This is a genomic window from Roseinatronobacter ekhonensis, from assembly GCF_900499075.1.
Classification (GTDB): Bacteria; Pseudomonadota; Alphaproteobacteria; order Rhodobacterales; family Rhodobacteraceae; genus Roseinatronobacter; species Roseinatronobacter ekhonensis.
Genome location: NZ_UIHC01000002.1, coordinates 1 through 16,033, shown reverse-complemented (window position 1 = coordinate 16,033; position 16,033 = coordinate 1). Strand labels below are relative to the sequence as shown.

Below are 16,033 nucleotides of genomic sequence, written 5' to 3'. Positions count from 1 at the left end.
GGGTCAGTCCTTTCGCCTGCGGCTTTTGGGCCACGCCGTCCAGCCGATGACCGCAACAGTCAGCACGATCAGGATCTGGCTGAGGGTGTTTTCCAGCAACCGCAGTTGTGGGATGTCCATTGCCATGCCGCCCAATATGGTCTGCACATAGCCCTGTTCGGCGATTGTGCCGAGGATCAGGCCCAGCACGATGGGCGCGGCATCCAGCCCCAGCCCACGAATGCCGAAGCCCACGACGCCAAGCCCGAGCATCAGCGCGACATCGACAAGGTTGTTGCGCAGCGCGTAGGTGCCCAGCATGGTGATGACAAGAATGGTCGGCACAAGGAAATAGTGCGGCGTGCGCATGATGACCTGATAGATCAACCGTCCGCCCAGAAGCCCCACGGGGATCAACATAAGCGCGGCAAGGCCCATCGACATGATAAACCCGTTGGCCAGAACGCCGGTTTCGGCAAACAGGTCCAGACCGGGGCGCAGCCCGTGCAGCAGCATGACGCCAAGGATAACGGCATCGGGCGGCGCGCCGGGAATGCCCAGCGTCAACAGCGGCACCATAGAGCCGGCAACCATCACATTGTTGCTGGATTCTGACGCGACCAGCCCCTCGGGGTTGCCTTTGCCGAAGCTGTCGGGGTCGTCCGATCCGCGCTTGGCCTCATTATAGGCGACAAGCGATGTGATCGACCCGCCCGCCCCCGGAATGATCGCAATGATCTGCCCGACCACGCAAGAGCGGATCAGGTTCACGGGTTTTGCAAACACCGTTCGCAGCGCGGTGCCGAACCGGAATCCACCATCGCCAAGGCCGGTGGTCGTGTCGATGGCGGCGCGGCCCTGCCGCATCATGCTTAGTAGTTCGGGGATCACGAACAGGCCGATCAGTGCCACAATCAGCGAAATACCAGCCTGCAAAGGGACCCAACCGAAGGTAAAGCGCGTTTCGCCACCGATAGGCGAAATCCCGATGGTGCCGATGATCAGCCCGATCGCGCCGCCCAGCAGCCCTTTCAGCACCGATCCGGTGGCCAGCGATCCGATCAGCGTCAGGCCCAGAATGGCAACCCAGAACATTTCTGATGGGCCGAATTTCAGCGCCAGCTGCGCCAACGGCGGCGCGGCGAGAAGAAGGAATGTCACACCAACCACGCCCCCTACCACAGAGGCAATCGTGGCAATGCTGATCGCTTCCAGCGCGCGGCCCTGTTTGGCCATTGGGTGCCCGTCAAACGTGGTTGCAATAGACGACGGCGTGCCGGGGGTGTTGATCAGGATCGCCGTGAAAGCGCCGCCATAGATCGTGCCCATATAGACCGCACCCAGCGCAACCAGCCCTTCCAGCGCGTCCATCGCGAAGGTGAAGGGCAGCATCAGTGCCAGCGCCATGGTGGCCGTCAGCCCCGGCAGCGCCCCGACGAACAAGCCCGCCGTAACACCCAGCAGCACGATCAGCAGCATATGCGGTTGCATGACGGCCAAGGCCGCCGCGATCAGGACATCCATGATCGGTCCTTATGGGTTGAAGACATAAAGACCCCCGGCGAAAGATCCCGCCGGGGGAATTGACGATTACTGCGTCAGGAAATCGCCATACTGGTCGCGCAGGCGCGCCAGCAGATCGACCGCAGCCTGACCGCGAATATCGGTCATCTGGAAGCCCATTGGCACCTGACGCTCGGCCATTGTCTCGTTCATGTCGGTGAACAGGTCAGCCAGCATGTCGATACGCTCTTGCGGAGTTCCCTTTGGCGCGGCCACCCCACGGAATGTGCCACCGACAATGTCGTAGCCAAGTTCTGTAAAGGTCGGCGCATCGGGCAGAACGTCTAGCCGCTCTTCTGCGGCCACGGCCAGCACGCGCACATCATCGCCCATCTGCACACCCAGCGTGGAGTTCGAGATCACCGCGCCTACGTGCCCACCCAAAATGGCAGCGGGCAACGGGCCTGTGCCGGTGAACGGAATGTAGGTCACGTCGGCTTCGGTCAGTTGTTCCATCCGCAGGGTTTCCAGATGGTTGCCAGAGAAGGTGCCGGACCCGCCAACGGTCAGCGATTGCGGGTTCTCCTTGGCGAAGGCCACAAGGTCTTCCAGCGACTGGAACGGGCTGTCTGCGCGCACAACCAGCACATGCGGCGTGAAGTGGAACCATGTGATGATGTCGAAGCCTTCGGTTTCATACCCGGCGTTGTCACGCTGGATCGGCTGACCCACGATGTGCGGCAGGTTGATGCCGATAATCTCGTGTCCATCGGGCTCGGCATTGCCTTGGAACTCGGCCCAGGCGACCGCGCCGCCACCGCCGGGCTGGTGGCGCACATTGACGCCGACGCCCAGCGCCTCTTCCATCATCGGTTCCTGCATCCGCGCGGTGATGTCGGATTCGCCGCCCGGATTGAACGGAATGATATATTCGATCGCACGTTCGGGGAAATCCTGCGCATAGGCAGGCGCGGCGAGGGCCACCCCGGCCGCAGCCCCAAGCATACAGGCAAAACTTGTGTTCATCGTCTTTTTCATAGTCCATCCTCCCTAGTGATGTGGGCAGAGCCTAACAGGGCAAATTACACATGTATACTATAAAGTTTATATGTAATTCCGGCCACTTCCCGTGCCGTCACAGCGCGCTAACTTGCACCGCAACATGACACAGATCGCCCCGCCCCCAACGATTCCCGCAGCACTTGAACAGTGGTTCGCCGACCAAGGCTGGCAGCCCCACCGGCACCAGCTAGAGATGCTGCATGCGGCCGGCCATGCTCTGCTGATTGCCCCCACCGGCGGCGGGAAAACGCTGGCGGGGTTTCTGCCCACGCTGGCCGATGCCTGCACGGGCGACATGGGGGCGGGAATGCACACGCTCTATGTCTCACCGCTGAAGGCCCTGACGCATGACATTGCGCGCAACCTGTCACGGCCTGTGGCCGATCTGGGGCTGGATTTGCGGATAGAGGATCGCACCGGCGACACCTCTGCCACGCGCCGCGCCCGCCAGCGCGTGGACCCGCCCCATATACTGCTGACCACACCCGAAAGCCTTGCGCTGATGCTGTCCTACCCCGAAGCACCGCGCATCTTCCAAGGCTTGAAGCGTGTCGTGATCGATGAAATCCACGCGCTGGCCGACTCCAAACGCGGCGACCAATTGGCGCTTGGCCTGTCGCGGCTGATAACCCTTGCGCCCGGCCTGAGCATAGCGGGGCTCTCGGCCACGGTCGAAAGCCCTGCGGCCTTGGCACAGTTCATCGGCGGCGCCGAAATCGTGCAGGCAGACCCCGGCCCGCCCCCCGACATTGCCATGCTGCCCACAACCGGCATTCCGCCATGGTCAGGCGCAGGCGGTGCCTATGCCGCGCGCGATGTGCTGGCCGCGATCCGCGATGCCCGCCTGACGCTTGTCTTCATCAACACCCGCGCGCAGGCAGAGCTGTTCTTTCAGGCGCTCTGGGCCGTGAACGACGAAAACCTGCCCATCGGCTTGCACCATGGCAGCCTGTCGCGCGACGCCCGCCACAAGGTCGAAACGGCGATGGCACAGGGCGCATTGCGTGCCGTGGTGGCGACCGGCAGTCTGGATCTGGGCCTCGATTGGGGTGATGTGGATCTTGTAGTGCAAATCGGCGCGCCCAAGAATATCAAGCGGCTGGTCCAGCGCATTGGCCGCGCCAACCACCGTTTTGATACCCCCTCGCGCGCTCGCATCGTGCCCGCAAACCGATTCGAGGTGCTGGAATGCCTCGCCGCCCTGCAAGCCGTGCAAGCGGGCGAACTGGATGGCGACGGGCAGCCGCCCGTTGGCGGGCTGGATGTGCTCTGCCAGCATATCCTGACGCTGTCCTGCGCGGGGCCATTCGATGGCGATTCCCTGTTCCATGAAATCCGCCGCGCTGGCCCCTACGCATCACTTTCCCGCGCCCAATTCGACGATTGTCTGGATTTCGTCGCAACCGGCGGCTACGCCCTGCGCGCTTATGACCGCTGGCAACGGCTGATGCAAAAGAGCGGCCAATGGCAGCTTCGCGACCCACGCGCCGCGCGCGACATCCGCATGAATATTGGCACCATCGTCGCCCCCGAACTGCTGTCGGTGCGCCGAGGCCCACGCGGCGGCGCGCCCCTAGGCGAAATCGAGGAAAGCTTCGCCGCCGCCCTCTCGCCCGGTGATACCTTCCTGATCGGCGGGCAAACCGTACGCTATGACCGCCTGCGCGACATGGTGGTTGAGGTCACGCCCCAACCCACGCGCGAGCCGAAAATCGCCGTGTTCAACGGGTTGAAAATGGCCACCTCGACCGAACTCTCCGCCCGCGTTCTGGCCCTCATTGGGGACCGCAGCGCATGGGCCGCCCTGCCCGGTCATACCGCTGACTGGCTAGCCCTTCAGACAGAGGTCGCAACCCTGCCGACCCCCGGCACCATGACCTGCGAAAGCTTCTCGCGCGGCGGGCGGTGGTATTTCGCGCTGTATTCCTTCGCGGGGCGCAACGCGAACCAGACCTTGGGCCTGCTGATGACTCACCGCATGGAACAAGCAAAGCTCGCCCCCTTGGGCCTTGTCGCCACCGATTACGCGTTGCTCGTCTGGTCGCTCGACCCGGTGCGCGACCCGGCACCGCTGTTGGACCCCGACGGCCTACGCGACGGGATGGAAACGTGGCTTGCCGAAAACGCCGTGATGAAACGCACCTTCCGCGCGGTCGCCACCATTTCGGGCCTGTTGCAGCGCAACCTGCCGGGGCAGCGCAAATCCGGCAAACAGGCCACATTTTCCAGCGATATCCTCTATGACACGCTGCGCAAATTCGACCCTGATCATCTGCTCTTGCGCATTACGCGCAGCGAATCCATGCGCGGGCTGGCAGATTTCGGCCGGATAGAACAGATGCTGCGCGCCCGGCCGCATATCGTGCATTCCCTACCGCCGCATGTCACGCCCTTCGCCGCACCGCTGATGTTGGAAGCAGGCCGCATCCCCATTCGCGGCGCGGGCACGGAACGCCTGCTCGACGAAGAGGCGGCGCGCATGATGGCAGAAGCGGGCTTGCAGCTTGACGAAACCCCCTCCAAAACCAGTGCATGACGCGTTTCACCTTTCACGGTCAGAGCTTCACCGCACTTCCCACGGGTGCACTGCACTGGCCCGCCCAAGACGCGCTTCTGGTGGCCGATCTGCACTTGGGCAAATCCGAGCGCATGGCGCGGCGCGGCGGTGCGCTCCTGCCGCCTTATGAGACGCAGGCGACGCTGGACCGCCTGATAGCCGATCTGCACAGCACCGCCGCCTGCCGCCTTGTCGCCCTTGGCGACAGCTTCGACGATGACGCGGCCGCAAGCGCGCTTTCCCCAGACGCGCGCGCCACGCTCGACCAGATCACGGCGCGGCACAACTGCCTCTGGATCACCGGCAATCACGACCCGCGCGCACCGGGGCTCGCCGAGATCACGCGCGCTGGCCTGACACTGCGCCATATCGCCGCCCAAGGCCCCGACATCTCGGGCCATTACCACCCCAAGATCACGCTGGCAGGCCGCCGCCTGCCCGCGTTCCTGATCGGAGCAGACCACGTCATCCTGCCGGCTTATGGCGCATATACCGGCGGCCTCGACGCGACCGACCCCGCGCTGACAGCCCTCATCCAAAATGGCCATGCCATCACGACCGGAACCCGCACCCGCATGGTGCCCCTGATTTCATCTTGCCCCAAATACTCCGGGGGGCACGCGCGCCACGCGCGTGGGGGGCAGCGCCCCCCTAAACCATAGCCTTGGGGCGCAGCCCCTCAATCTGGTAACAGCTTGCGCAACGTCTCCAGCGTATCGGCCTCGGCTGCGGTTTTGTCATTCCGGATACGGGCAATCCGCGGGAACCGCATGGCGACCCCCGATTTGTGCCGGGGCGAGCGGTTCAAACCCTCGAATGCGACTTCCACCACCATCTTGGGGGCGACCGCGCGCACCGGGCCGAACCGCTCGACCGTGTTGCTTCGTACAAAACGGTCCAGTTCTTTCAACTCGGCATCGGTAAAGCCGAAATAGGCTTTGCCCACCGGCACCAGCGCGTCCCGGTCCCAGACACCGAAGGTGAAATCGGAATAGTAGCCCGAGCGTTTGCCATGCCCACGCTGAGCATAAAGCAGGACCGCATCCACCCGCATCGGGTCGCGCTTCCACTTGAACCAATGGCCTTTGATCCGCCCGCCCAGATAAGGGCTGGCGCGGTGCTTGAGCATCACCCCTTCGATCACGGCCTCGGGTGGGTCGGCGCGCAGGGCGGCCAAGTCGTCCCATGTGGCGAAACGCAATAACGGCGACAGGTCAACGCGCATTGGGTCCAGCCCGGCCACCGCCCGCTCCAGCGCCGCGCGGCGGGCGGCAAAGCCTTCCCCACGCAGATCATGCCCACCCCACAGCAGCAGATCATAGGCCCGCAGCGTCGCCGGATGGCTGGCCTGCATCTTGGCGCTGGGGGATTTGCGGCCAAGGCGCGTTTGCAATTCGTTGAAGGGTGCCACCGCATCCCCCCGCCGCACCAGCAATTCGCCGTCGATGACACCGTCAAACTCCAGCGCGGCCAGCAGGTCCGGGAACGCGCCAGAGATGTCATCGCCCGTGCGCGAATACAGCCGTCTTGTGCCTTGGTCCGACACCGCTTGCACGCGAATGCCGTCCCATTTCCATTCGGCGGCGAAATCGGCAGGGTCGAGCGTCTGCACCCCCTCCAGATCAATCGCCGTCGACAGCATCACAGGACGGAACGGCGCGCGCGCCGCCGAGACGGGTTTCGCGCCGCCCTCGGCCCATGCGAACAGCGCGGTATAGGGCTGCTCCAACCCGTGCCAGAGTTCCTCGACCTCAGCCAGGTCCAGACCGCCGAAATCCGCCACCGCCTGCCGCGCCAGTCGGGCCGAGACGCCGACGCGCAAGCCGCCTGTGGCCAGTTTCAGATAGGCATACCGCTGCGACGGGCCAAGCGCGTCCAGTCGCGAAGCGATCAACTCGGGCAGCCGCACCTTGGGCGTGTCGCGCAATTCGGCGACCAGGTCGGACAAGGCAACCTCCTGCGCCGGCACCGCATCGGGCCAGGCCAGCGCGATGGTTTCGGCCAGATCGCCGACGAAATCATAGCTGATGGCGAAGAGCTCTGGGTCCAACCGGTCGCTCGCCAGCCCGCGCAGCAAGGACGGCGTGACCGCCCGCAGCCCCAGATCGCCGGTCAGCGCGGCCAGCGCCAGCCCGCGTTCGGGGTCGGGCTGAGTGGCGAAATGGCGCTTCAAATGGTCCAGCTTGCGCAAGCGTTGCGGGGTGAAGGCCAGCCGCTCCAGAAGGTCCGCAAACGCGCCGATCATTCCGGTTCATCCTCAAAGCCGATCAGCCGCAAGGGCTTTGCCGCCAGACCTTGCAGCGCGCACCAGCGCAGGATCGCATCCTCGCGGCCATGGGTGACCCATGTCTCATCCGGGTTCAACTCGGTGATGGTGGTGGTCAGTTCCGGCCAGTCCACATGGTCAGAGATGACCAGCGGCAATTCCACGCCGCGCTGCCGGGCGCGGGCACGCACCATCATCCAGCCAGATGCGAAACAGATGACCGGATCGGGGAACCGCTGCGCCCATGTTGCGGCAAAGGCCGAGGGCGGCGCGATAACGATCGCGCCCGCGAAATCGCCCTTCTTGCCACGCGCGACGGTGGCGGGGCGCAGATCGCCCAAGGCCACCCCTTGGGACAGGTGGTAGTCGCACAGTTTTTGCAACGCGCCGTGAATGTAGATCGGCGCATCGTAGCCTGCCTGCCGCAGCAGCATGATGACCCGCTGCGCCTTGCCCAGCGCATAGGCCCCGACCAGATGCGCACGCTCGGGGAAGGCCGCGACCGACGCCAGCAGCTTGCCGATTTCCTGCGCCGGGTCGGGGTGGCGAAAGACCGGCAGGGCAAATGTGGCCTCGGTCACGAAGATGTCGCAGGCGACCGGCTCCCACGGGGCACAGGCCGGGTTCGTGGTGCGGGCGTAATCGCCCGTGACAACCACACTTGGTCCAGCACCCGCGACCTTGATCTGGGCGGACCCCAGAACATGCCCGGCCGGATGGAAGCCTACCGTCACGTCACCGATTCGCAGCGGACCTTCGGCCACCTGCCGCGCCCCCGCAAAACCCTCGCCATAGCGCAGCGCCATGATGTCGAGCGTTTGCGCCGTGGCCAGCACCGCGCCGTGACCTGCGCGGGCGTGATCAGCGTGGCCATGAGTGATCAGCGCCCGCGCGACAGGGCGCATCGGGTCGATGTAGAAATCTCCTGCGGGGCAATACAGCCCTTCTGGGCGGGTGATCAGCGGTGTCGCGGTCATGGGCCGGTGCATTTTTGGTCTATCTCTGCTACAGAGTGTAGCACGGCGGCATGCCATGCCCAGATATTGCGCAGCCACGTTGACCTAACCGCGCCGGCTGGTGATGGTGGCCAAGCTGCCACAGCCCGCCGCAACGATTTTCCGAGTCTTTCCAAAGCCCTGTATAGGCTTGTGGCAGTCAAGCGAAAATACACTCACAGAAACGTAATTTTTCCGTTGACGCATAGGGTAAAAATACGTCAGTTTGTGCCAGTCAGCACAATGCCCACTACATCTAGTAAGCGACACGAAGCGCATGTGGGCAGTGGGACAGGAGAAGCATCATCTTGGAAAACGTCCGGTGTGAAAACATCGGTCGCCTGCGTTCAGCAGCCGATGATGCGTGTCTTGTCCGGCCGACACACGACCGCGCCGAAGTGGCGCAAGTTTTAATGCAGTCAGGGGCGACAGGCACATGAAAATCGAACGGCATTTCACCACGGCAACGGCAGACGCATACGCGGCGCTGGAGTTCACGACCACGGTTTCCGAAATCCGCAACCCGGATGGCACAGTTGTGTTCCGCAATGACGCGGTCGAAGTGCCCAAAAGCTGGAGCCAGGTCGCAAGCGACGTGATCGCCCAGAAATATTTCCGCAAGGCCGGGGTGCCCGCCCGTCTGAAACCCGTGGCCGAAGATGGTGTGCCAGAATTCCTGTGGCGCTCGACCGCCGATCTGGACGCACTGAAAGAGCTGCCGGAAGATGAGCGCTACATTGGCGAATCGAGTGCCAAGCAGGTGTTCGACCGTCTGGCCGGCGCATGGTGCTATTGGGGCTGGAAGGGCCAGTATTTCGCCACCGAGGAAGATGCCCGCGCCTATTTCGACGAGATGCGCTTCATGCTGGCCGCACAGATGGCCGCCCCGAACAGCCCCCAGTGGTTTAACACCGGCCTGCATTGGGCCTATGGCATCGACGGCCCAAGCCAAGGTCACTTCTATGTCGACCCGTTCACCCACAAGCTGGTGAAATCGAAATCCAGCTACGAGCACCCGCAGCCGCATGCGTGCTTCATCCAGTCCGTGTCGGATGATCTGGTCAATGACGGCGGCATCATGGATCTTTGGGTGCGCGAAGCGCGCCTGTTCAAATATGGTTCCGGCACCGGGACCAATTTCAGCTCACTGCGTGGTGAAGGTGAGAAACTGTCGGGCGGCGGTAAATCCTCTGGGTTGATGGGTTTCTTGAAGATTGGTGATCGGGCCGCTGGCGCGATCAAGTCGGGCGGGACCACGCGCCGCGCGGCCAAGATGGTCATTTGTGACATGGACCATCCCGATGTAGAGGAATTCATCAACTGGAAGGTGATTGAAGAACAAAAGGTCGCCTCGCTTGTTGCCGGCTCCAAACTGCACGAAGCGCGCCTGAACGATATTTTCGGCGCGATCCGGGCTTGGGATGGCAGCACGGAGGATGCCGTCGACCCGGCAAAAAACCCCAGCCTGAAAGCCGCGATCAAAGCCGCGAAGAAGGCCATGATCCCGGAAACCTATACCGCACGCGTGTTGCAATACGCGCGGCAAGGCTATGACAGCATCGAATTCCCGACCTATGACACCGACTGGGATTCGGAAGCCTACACCAGCGTATCGGGCCAGAATTCGAACAACTCTGTCCGCGTGACCGATGCCTTCTTGCAAGCGGTCAAGGACGATGCGGATTGGGAGCTTCTGCGCCGCACCGATGGCAAGGTTGCCAAAACCGTGCGCGCCCGCGAATTGTGGGATCAGGTTGGCCATGCGGCTTGGGCCTGTGCGGACCCCGGCATCCAGTTTCATGATACCGTCAACGCGTGGCACACCTGCCCCGCCGATGGTGCGATCCGGGGGTCGAACCCATGCAGCGAATATATGTTCCTCGATGACACGGCCTGCAACCTTGCGTCGATGAACCTGCTGAAGTTCTACGACGGCACCCGGTTCGATGCCGAAGCCTATATGCACGCCTCGCGGCTATGGACAATCACGCTCGAAATCAGCGTGATGATGGCGCAGTTCCCGTCGAAGGAAATCGCGCAGCGGTCCTATGAGTTCCGCACCTTGGGCTTGGGCTATGCCAATATCGGCGGTCTGCTGATGAATATGGGCTATGGCTATGACAGCGTTGAGGGCCGTGCGCTGGCCGGTGCCCTGACTGCGATCATGACCGGCGTCAGCTACGCGACAAGCGCCGAAATGGCGTCCGAACTGGGCGCCTTCCCCGGCTACAAGAAAAACGCCGACCACATGCTGCGGGTGATGCGCAATCACCGCCGCGCGGCCTATGGCGATAGCGACTACGAAGGCGTGAACGTCGCCCCCGTCGCGCTGGATGCCGCCGGTTGCCCCGACACGCGCTTGGTCGATCTGGCCCGCGCGGCTTGGGACGAGGCGCTGAGCCTTGGCGAAGCGCACGGCTACCGCAACGCCCAAGCCACCGTGATTGCCCCCACAGGCACGATCGGTCTGGTCATGGATTGCGACACCACCGGGATCGAGCCTGACTTCGCACTGGTGAAGTTCAAGAAACTGGCCGGTGGCGGCTATTTCAAGATCATCAACCAGTCCGTGCCAGCAGCATTGCGCAAGCTCGGTTACGGTGAAGCGCAGATTGGCGAGATCATAGCGCATGCGGTCGGCCACGGCAGCCTGGGTCAGGCGCCCGGCATCAACCACACCAGCCTGATCGGGCACGGGTTCGGCCCCGAAGAGATCAAGAAAGTGGAAGCGGCGCTGCCCTCTGCCTTTGACATCCGCTTCGTGTTCAACCAGTGGACGCTGGGCGAGGAATTCTGCCGCGAAACCCTTGGCATTCCGGCGGCGGAACTGAACAACCCCGGCTTTGACCTGCTGCGCCATCTGGGCTTCACCAAGGCGCAGGTCGAGGCCGCCAACGATCATGTCTGCGGCACGATGACGCTGGAAAATGCCCCGCATCTGAAGACCGAGCATTACGGCGTGTTCGATTGCGCCAACCCCTGCGGCAAGACCGGCAAACGCTATCTGTCGGTGGACAGCCACATTCACATGATGGCGGCGGCGCAAAGCTTCATCTCTGGCGCGATTTCCAAGACGATCAACATGCCGAACTCGGCCACGATCGAGGAAACGCTGGCGGCATACGAGTTGTCATGGTCGCTGGGCATCAAGGCCAATGCGCTTTACCGCGACGGGTCCAAGCTGTCGCAGCCTCTGGCTGCCGCGCTGATCGAGGATGATGAAGACGCCGAAGAGATCATGGAGTCGGGCACCCAGCACGAGAAAGCCCGCGTGCTGGCCGAGAAGATCGTCGAGAAGGTCATCATCAAGGAAGTCGTGCGCTCCAACCGCGAAAAGCTGCCGGAGCGCCGCAAGGGTTATACCCAGAAAGCGGTTGTCGGCGGGCACAAGGTTTACCTGCGCACCGGCGAATACGGCGACGGCAAGCTGGGCGAGATCTTCATCGACATGCACAAGGAAGGCGCTGGCTTCCGCGCGATGATGAACAATTTCGCCATCGCCGTGTCAGTCGGCCTGCAATACGGCGTGCCGCTGGAAGAGTTCGTCGATGCCTTCACCTTCACCCGGTTTGAACCGGCGGGCATGGTGCAGGGCAATGACAGCATCAAGAACGCGACGTCCATTCTGGACTACATCTTCCGCGAACTGGCCGTCAGCTATCTGGACCGCACCGATCTGGCGCATGTCAAACCCGCTGGAACCGCGTTCGACGATCTGGGCGCGGGCGAGGCCGAAGGCCAGCGCAACGTGGCCGAACCGGCCGATGACGCGGCCTCTCGCTCGTTGGAAGTGCTGCGGCAGATCTCATCCACAGGCTACCTGCGCAAGCGCCTGCCGCAGGAACTGACAGTGCTGCAAGGCGGTCAGGCGACGGGGTTTGCTTCGGACGGCTCTGCCGCCGTGGCCTACCAGACGCGTTCGGTGGAAAGCGTATCCGTCGCGCCGATGAACGCCCGGACCAAGGCCAAGATGCAGGGCTACGAGGGCGACCCTTGCGGCGAGTGCGGCAACTACACGCTTGTTCGGAATGGGACGTGCATGAAGTGCAATACCTGCGGCGGGACGAGCGGGTGTAGCTAAGCGACCTCTGAGGGAAACTTGAAAACCCGGCCATGATGGCCGGGTTTTTTCTTTGCGTTTGGACCGTGGAAAGCGGCAATCCGCGACCGACCGAGGGGGGTGAGGGGAACCCGCGCCCGCCTGGGGGGCGGGCGGTCGCGGGTTGTCGCGCGGGGCGCGCGACTGGCGCTTGGCTAACCTGGTATCTGAAGTGTTGTGCAGTCAGACACTACTGCAACCGCAATCGCATATCCCGTGCATGGCGGCCGCCGACCTCGAACTCCCCCACGACATGCCGCCATTCCCCCGCCGACATCCGCTTGCGGTGCGAAAACCGCACCGAATGCAGCGGCCCGTCGATCTGGTCGTGCCAGAACTCGATAAACTCGAACAGGCGCGGATAGTCCGGCGCCAGATCGTAATCCTGCCACAGAAACGTGTTCAGCACATGCGTGTGGTCGGGCATGCGGTAGATCATTTCCGCCGTGGTCAGCCCGTAGCCTTTCAGCATAAGTTCGGTGGGGGATGCGGTCATCTGTAACCCTTTCACAAGTCCTGATCCGAAAATCATGCCCCGAAAAATATAATTTTCAATGAAAACATGTTGTTAGCCACCATGCCCGGTGGCTGCCAAAATGCCGGGTCACTGCCCATTGCACCCCATATCCTGCTTCTGATACTGTGCCATCAACCAGATGTAGATCATCCCAACAGCCCAAGAGGGTCCAGTGAGCGACACGCCCGAAACCCCTGAAAACACTGACGAAATGCCGCCATCGGGTCCGAGCGGTCCGAGCATTTCCATCGCGCAGGAAATGCGCGCCAGTTATCTTGACTACGCGATGAGCGTGATCGTCAGCCGCGCGATCCCCGATTTGCGCGACGGCTTAAAACCTGTGCACCGGCGTATTTTGTACGCGCTGCACAAGGCGGGCAACACGCATGACAAGCCCTACCGCAAATCCGCGCGCGGGGTGGGTGATGTGATGGGCACGTTCCACCCGCACGGCGACAGCGCGATCTATGACGCGCTGGTGCGCATGGCGCAGCCCTTTTCGATGTCGCTGAAGCTGCTGGACGGGCAGGGCAATTTCGGGTCCATGGACGGCGATAACCCCGCCGCCATGCGCTACACAGAAGTGCGGATGGACAAATCCGCAGGCGCGCTTCTGGCCGATATTGACAAGAACACAGTCGATTTTCAGGACAATTACGACGGGCGCGATCAGGAACCCACCGTGCTGCCCGCGCGCTTTCCCAACATGCTGGTCAATGGCGCGGGCGGGATCGCGGTCGGCATGGCCACGAACATTCCGCCGCATAATCTGGGCGAGGTCGTCGATGCAACGCTGGCGCTGATCGAGAATCCCGACCTGACAAGCACCGATCTGATCGAATATATCCCCGCCCCTGATTTCCCGACGGGCGGGCTGATTCTCGGTCGCTCCGGCGCGCGCAAGGCTTACTTGGAAGGGCGCGGGTCGGTCATCATCCGCGCCAAGACCCACATAGAGGAAATCCGCAAGGACCGTTTCGCGATCATCATTGATGAGATCCCCTATCAGGTGAACAAATCCACGATGGTCGAACGCATTGCCGAAGCCGTGCGCGACAAGCGGATCGAAGGGATTTCCGGGGTTGCCGACGAATCCGACCGGGTGGGCGTGCGCGTTGTGGTGGAGTTGAAACGCGACGCGACGCCCGATGTCGTGCTCAACCAGTTGTTCCGCTTCACGCCCATGCAGACCAGCTTTGGCTGCAACATGCTGGCGCTGAACGGGGGCCGCCCCGAGCAGCTCACCCTGCGCGATTTTCTGACGGCCTTTGTCAGCTTCCGCGAGGAAGTTGTCACCCGCCGCACCGCTTACGAGCTGAACAAGGCGCGCGAGCGGTCCCATTTGCTGTGTGGTCTGGCTGTTGCGGTGTCGAACGTGGATGAGGTGGTCGCCACCATCCGCGGCTCTGCCGACCCGGCGGAGGCCCGCGAAAAGCTGATGACGCGGCGCTGGCCCGCCGGTGACATCGCGCAATATATACGGCTGATCGACGACCCAAGCCATACGATGAATGACGACGGCACCTATAACCTGTCGGAAGCGCAGGCCCGCGCCATTCTTGAACTGCGTCTGCAACGCCTGACTGCGATGGGCGTGAAGGAAGTGACGGACGAGCTGGAATCGCTGGCCGCCAAGATCAAGGACTACCTTGATATCCTGCGGTCGCGCGCCCGCGTGATGGAGATCATCTCGACCGAACTCAGCGAAGTGCGCGAGCAATTCGCCGTGCCGCGCCGCACCGAAATCGTCGACTGGGCCGGCGATATGGACGACGAAGACCTGATCGAGCGCGAAGATATGGTCGTGACCATCACCTCTGGCGGCTATATCAAGCGCACGCCTCTGGCCGATTTCCGCGCCCAGCGTCGGGGCGGCAAGGGGCTGTCGGGCATGTCCACCAAGGATGATGACGTTGTCACAACGCTGTTCGTGGCCAACACCCATACGCAGCTTTTGTTCTTCACCACCGACGGCATGGTCTACAAGCTGAAAACATGGCGCCTGCCCTTGGCCGGTCGCAACGCGCGCGGCAAGGCGATGGTCAATATCCTGCCCATTGCGAGCGGCGTCAGCATTGCCGCCATTCTGCCCGTGGAACGGCCAGAGGAAGAGTGGGAAAACCTGCAAATCGTCTTTGCGACCTCAGCGGGCGATGTGCGGCGCAATGCGCTGTCCGATTTCACCAATGTCATGCGCAACGGCAAGATCGCCATGAAACTGCCCGAGGGCGTGACCATGGTGAACGCGCGCATTTGTGACGAGAATGACGATGTGATGCTGGTCACATCGTCTGGGCGTGCGATCCGCTTCCGCAGCACGGATGTGCGGGTCTTCAAGGGCCGCGATTCGACGGGTGTGCGCGGCGTGCGGCTGGGGACCGATGACAGTGTCGTCTCTATGGCTGTGATCCGCCATTTCGAGACGACGCCGGAAGAGCGCGAAGCCTTCATCCGCCAGCGCCGCCTGATTGCCGGCGTAACCGAGGATGACGCGGAGGACACTGACGAGTCCGTCGAGGCCGGTCAGCTTTCGCCCGAACGCTATGCCGAAATGTCAGCAGCCGAGGACTTGCTGCTGACGATCACGGAAAACGGCTTGGGCAAGCTGACCTCGAGCCACGATTACCGCATCACCACCCGCGGTGGGCAAGGTGTGGGCGCAACCGACAAGGCCATGCGCGGTGGTGCTCTGGTTGCGCTCTTCCCGGTCGATGCAACCGATCAGGTCATGCTGGCCACGTCCAAGGGCCAGTCTATCCGCGTGCCTGTGGATGGCATCCGCTTCTTGCGGCGCATGGGCGGCGGCGTAAAGGTGTTCAACACCGGCGCGGGTGAACATGTCGTCTCTGTCGCGCGGATTGCCGAAACCGGCGACGAAGATGCGGTTGCAGAGCCGCCAGAGGACGGCACGGACGTGTGATCAACGAGCTAGTGTTCTGAGTCTGACACTTCCTACCTGTTTCCGCGAATTTCATCGAGCGCGTTCAGAGCGCGGCGTTCCCGGGTGAGGATGTCCTCGGCGGTTTTGGTCCATTTGAAGGGTTTGGGCTTGTCG

9 protein-coding genes are annotated in these 16,033 nt (G+C 62.8%); 4 read left to right on the top strand and 5 right to left on the bottom strand.

Translation table 11 applies throughout. The features are described from left to right. Window positions 1–3: 3 nt before the first annotated feature. Window positions 4–1,503 carry a tripartite tricarboxylate transporter permease gene (locus ROE7235_RS01045; RefSeq protein WP_121092810.1) on the bottom strand — a complete coding sequence of 500 codons (1,500 nt, stop codon included), beginning with the start codon at window positions 1,501–1,503 and terminating at the stop codon, window positions 4–6. A gap of 66 nt (window positions 1,504–1,569) precedes the next feature. Then, a complete protein-coding gene (locus tag ROE7235_RS01040) occupies window positions 1,570–2,520 on the bottom strand; it encodes a Bug family tripartite tricarboxylate transporter substrate binding protein (protein ID WP_220669528.1) in 951 nt (316 codons plus the stop codon). A 124-nt stretch (window positions 2,521–2,644) separates the two neighbouring features. Here ROE7235_RS01040 and ROE7235_RS01035 point away from each other — a divergent pair, with 124 nt between their 5' ends. Both ROE7235_RS01035 and pdeM read left to right on the top strand, forming a co-directional pair. Beyond that, window positions 2,645–5,080, top strand: coding sequence for a ligase-associated DNA damage response DEXH box helicase (locus ROE7235_RS01035; protein ID WP_121092958.1), 2,436 nt, complete (start codon window positions 2,645–2,647; stop codon window positions 5,078–5,080). After that, complete coding sequence (gene pdeM, locus ROE7235_RS01030; protein ID WP_121092809.1) at window positions 5,077–5,763, top strand: ligase-associated DNA damage response endonuclease PdeM; 687 nt, start codon at window positions 5,077–5,079, stop codon at window positions 5,761–5,763. The genes ROE7235_RS01035 and pdeM overlap by 4 nt, the downstream gene beginning before the upstream one ends. 17 nt (window positions 5,764–5,780) lie before the next feature. Here the strand turns inward: pdeM and ROE7235_RS01025 are convergent, their stop codons facing one another. Both ROE7235_RS01025 and ROE7235_RS01020 read right to left on the bottom strand, forming a co-directional pair. Continuing rightward, a complete protein-coding gene (locus tag ROE7235_RS01025; RefSeq protein ID WP_121092957.1) occupies window positions 5,781–7,343 on the bottom strand; it encodes a cisplatin damage response ATP-dependent DNA ligase in 1,563 nt (520 codons plus the stop codon). Further along, on the bottom strand, window positions 7,343–8,344 hold the full coding sequence (locus tag ROE7235_RS01020; protein ID WP_121092808.1) for a ligase-associated DNA damage response exonuclease: 1,002 nt from the start codon (window positions 8,342–8,344) through the stop codon (window positions 7,343–7,345). Before ROE7235_RS01020 ends, ROE7235_RS01025 begins: the two co-directional genes overlap by 1 nt. 454 nt (window positions 8,345–8,798) lie before the next feature. On the opposite strand from ROE7235_RS01020, the gene ROE7235_RS01015 reads away from it, so the two are divergent. After that, window positions 8,799–12,443, top strand: a complete 3,645-nt coding sequence (locus ROE7235_RS01015; RefSeq protein ID WP_121092807.1) for a vitamin B12-dependent ribonucleotide reductase — start codon at window positions 8,799–8,801, stop codon at window positions 12,441–12,443. Between the two features lie 208 nt (window positions 12,444–12,651). Here the strand turns inward: ROE7235_RS01015 and ROE7235_RS01010 are convergent, their stop codons facing one another. Continuing rightward, window positions 12,652–12,957 carry an usg protein gene (locus ROE7235_RS01010; RefSeq protein WP_121092956.1) on the bottom strand — a complete coding sequence of 102 codons (306 nt, stop codon included), beginning with the start codon at window positions 12,955–12,957 and terminating at the stop codon, window positions 12,652–12,654. 193 nt (window positions 12,958–13,150) lie between these two features. Here ROE7235_RS01010 and gyrA point away from each other — a divergent pair, with 193 nt between their 5' ends. Further along, entirely contained in the window at window positions 13,151–15,898 is a 2,748-nt protein-coding gene (gene gyrA / locus ROE7235_RS01005; protein ID WP_183073236.1) for a DNA gyrase subunit A, read from the top strand. Window positions 15,899–16,033: the final 135 nt, after the last annotated feature.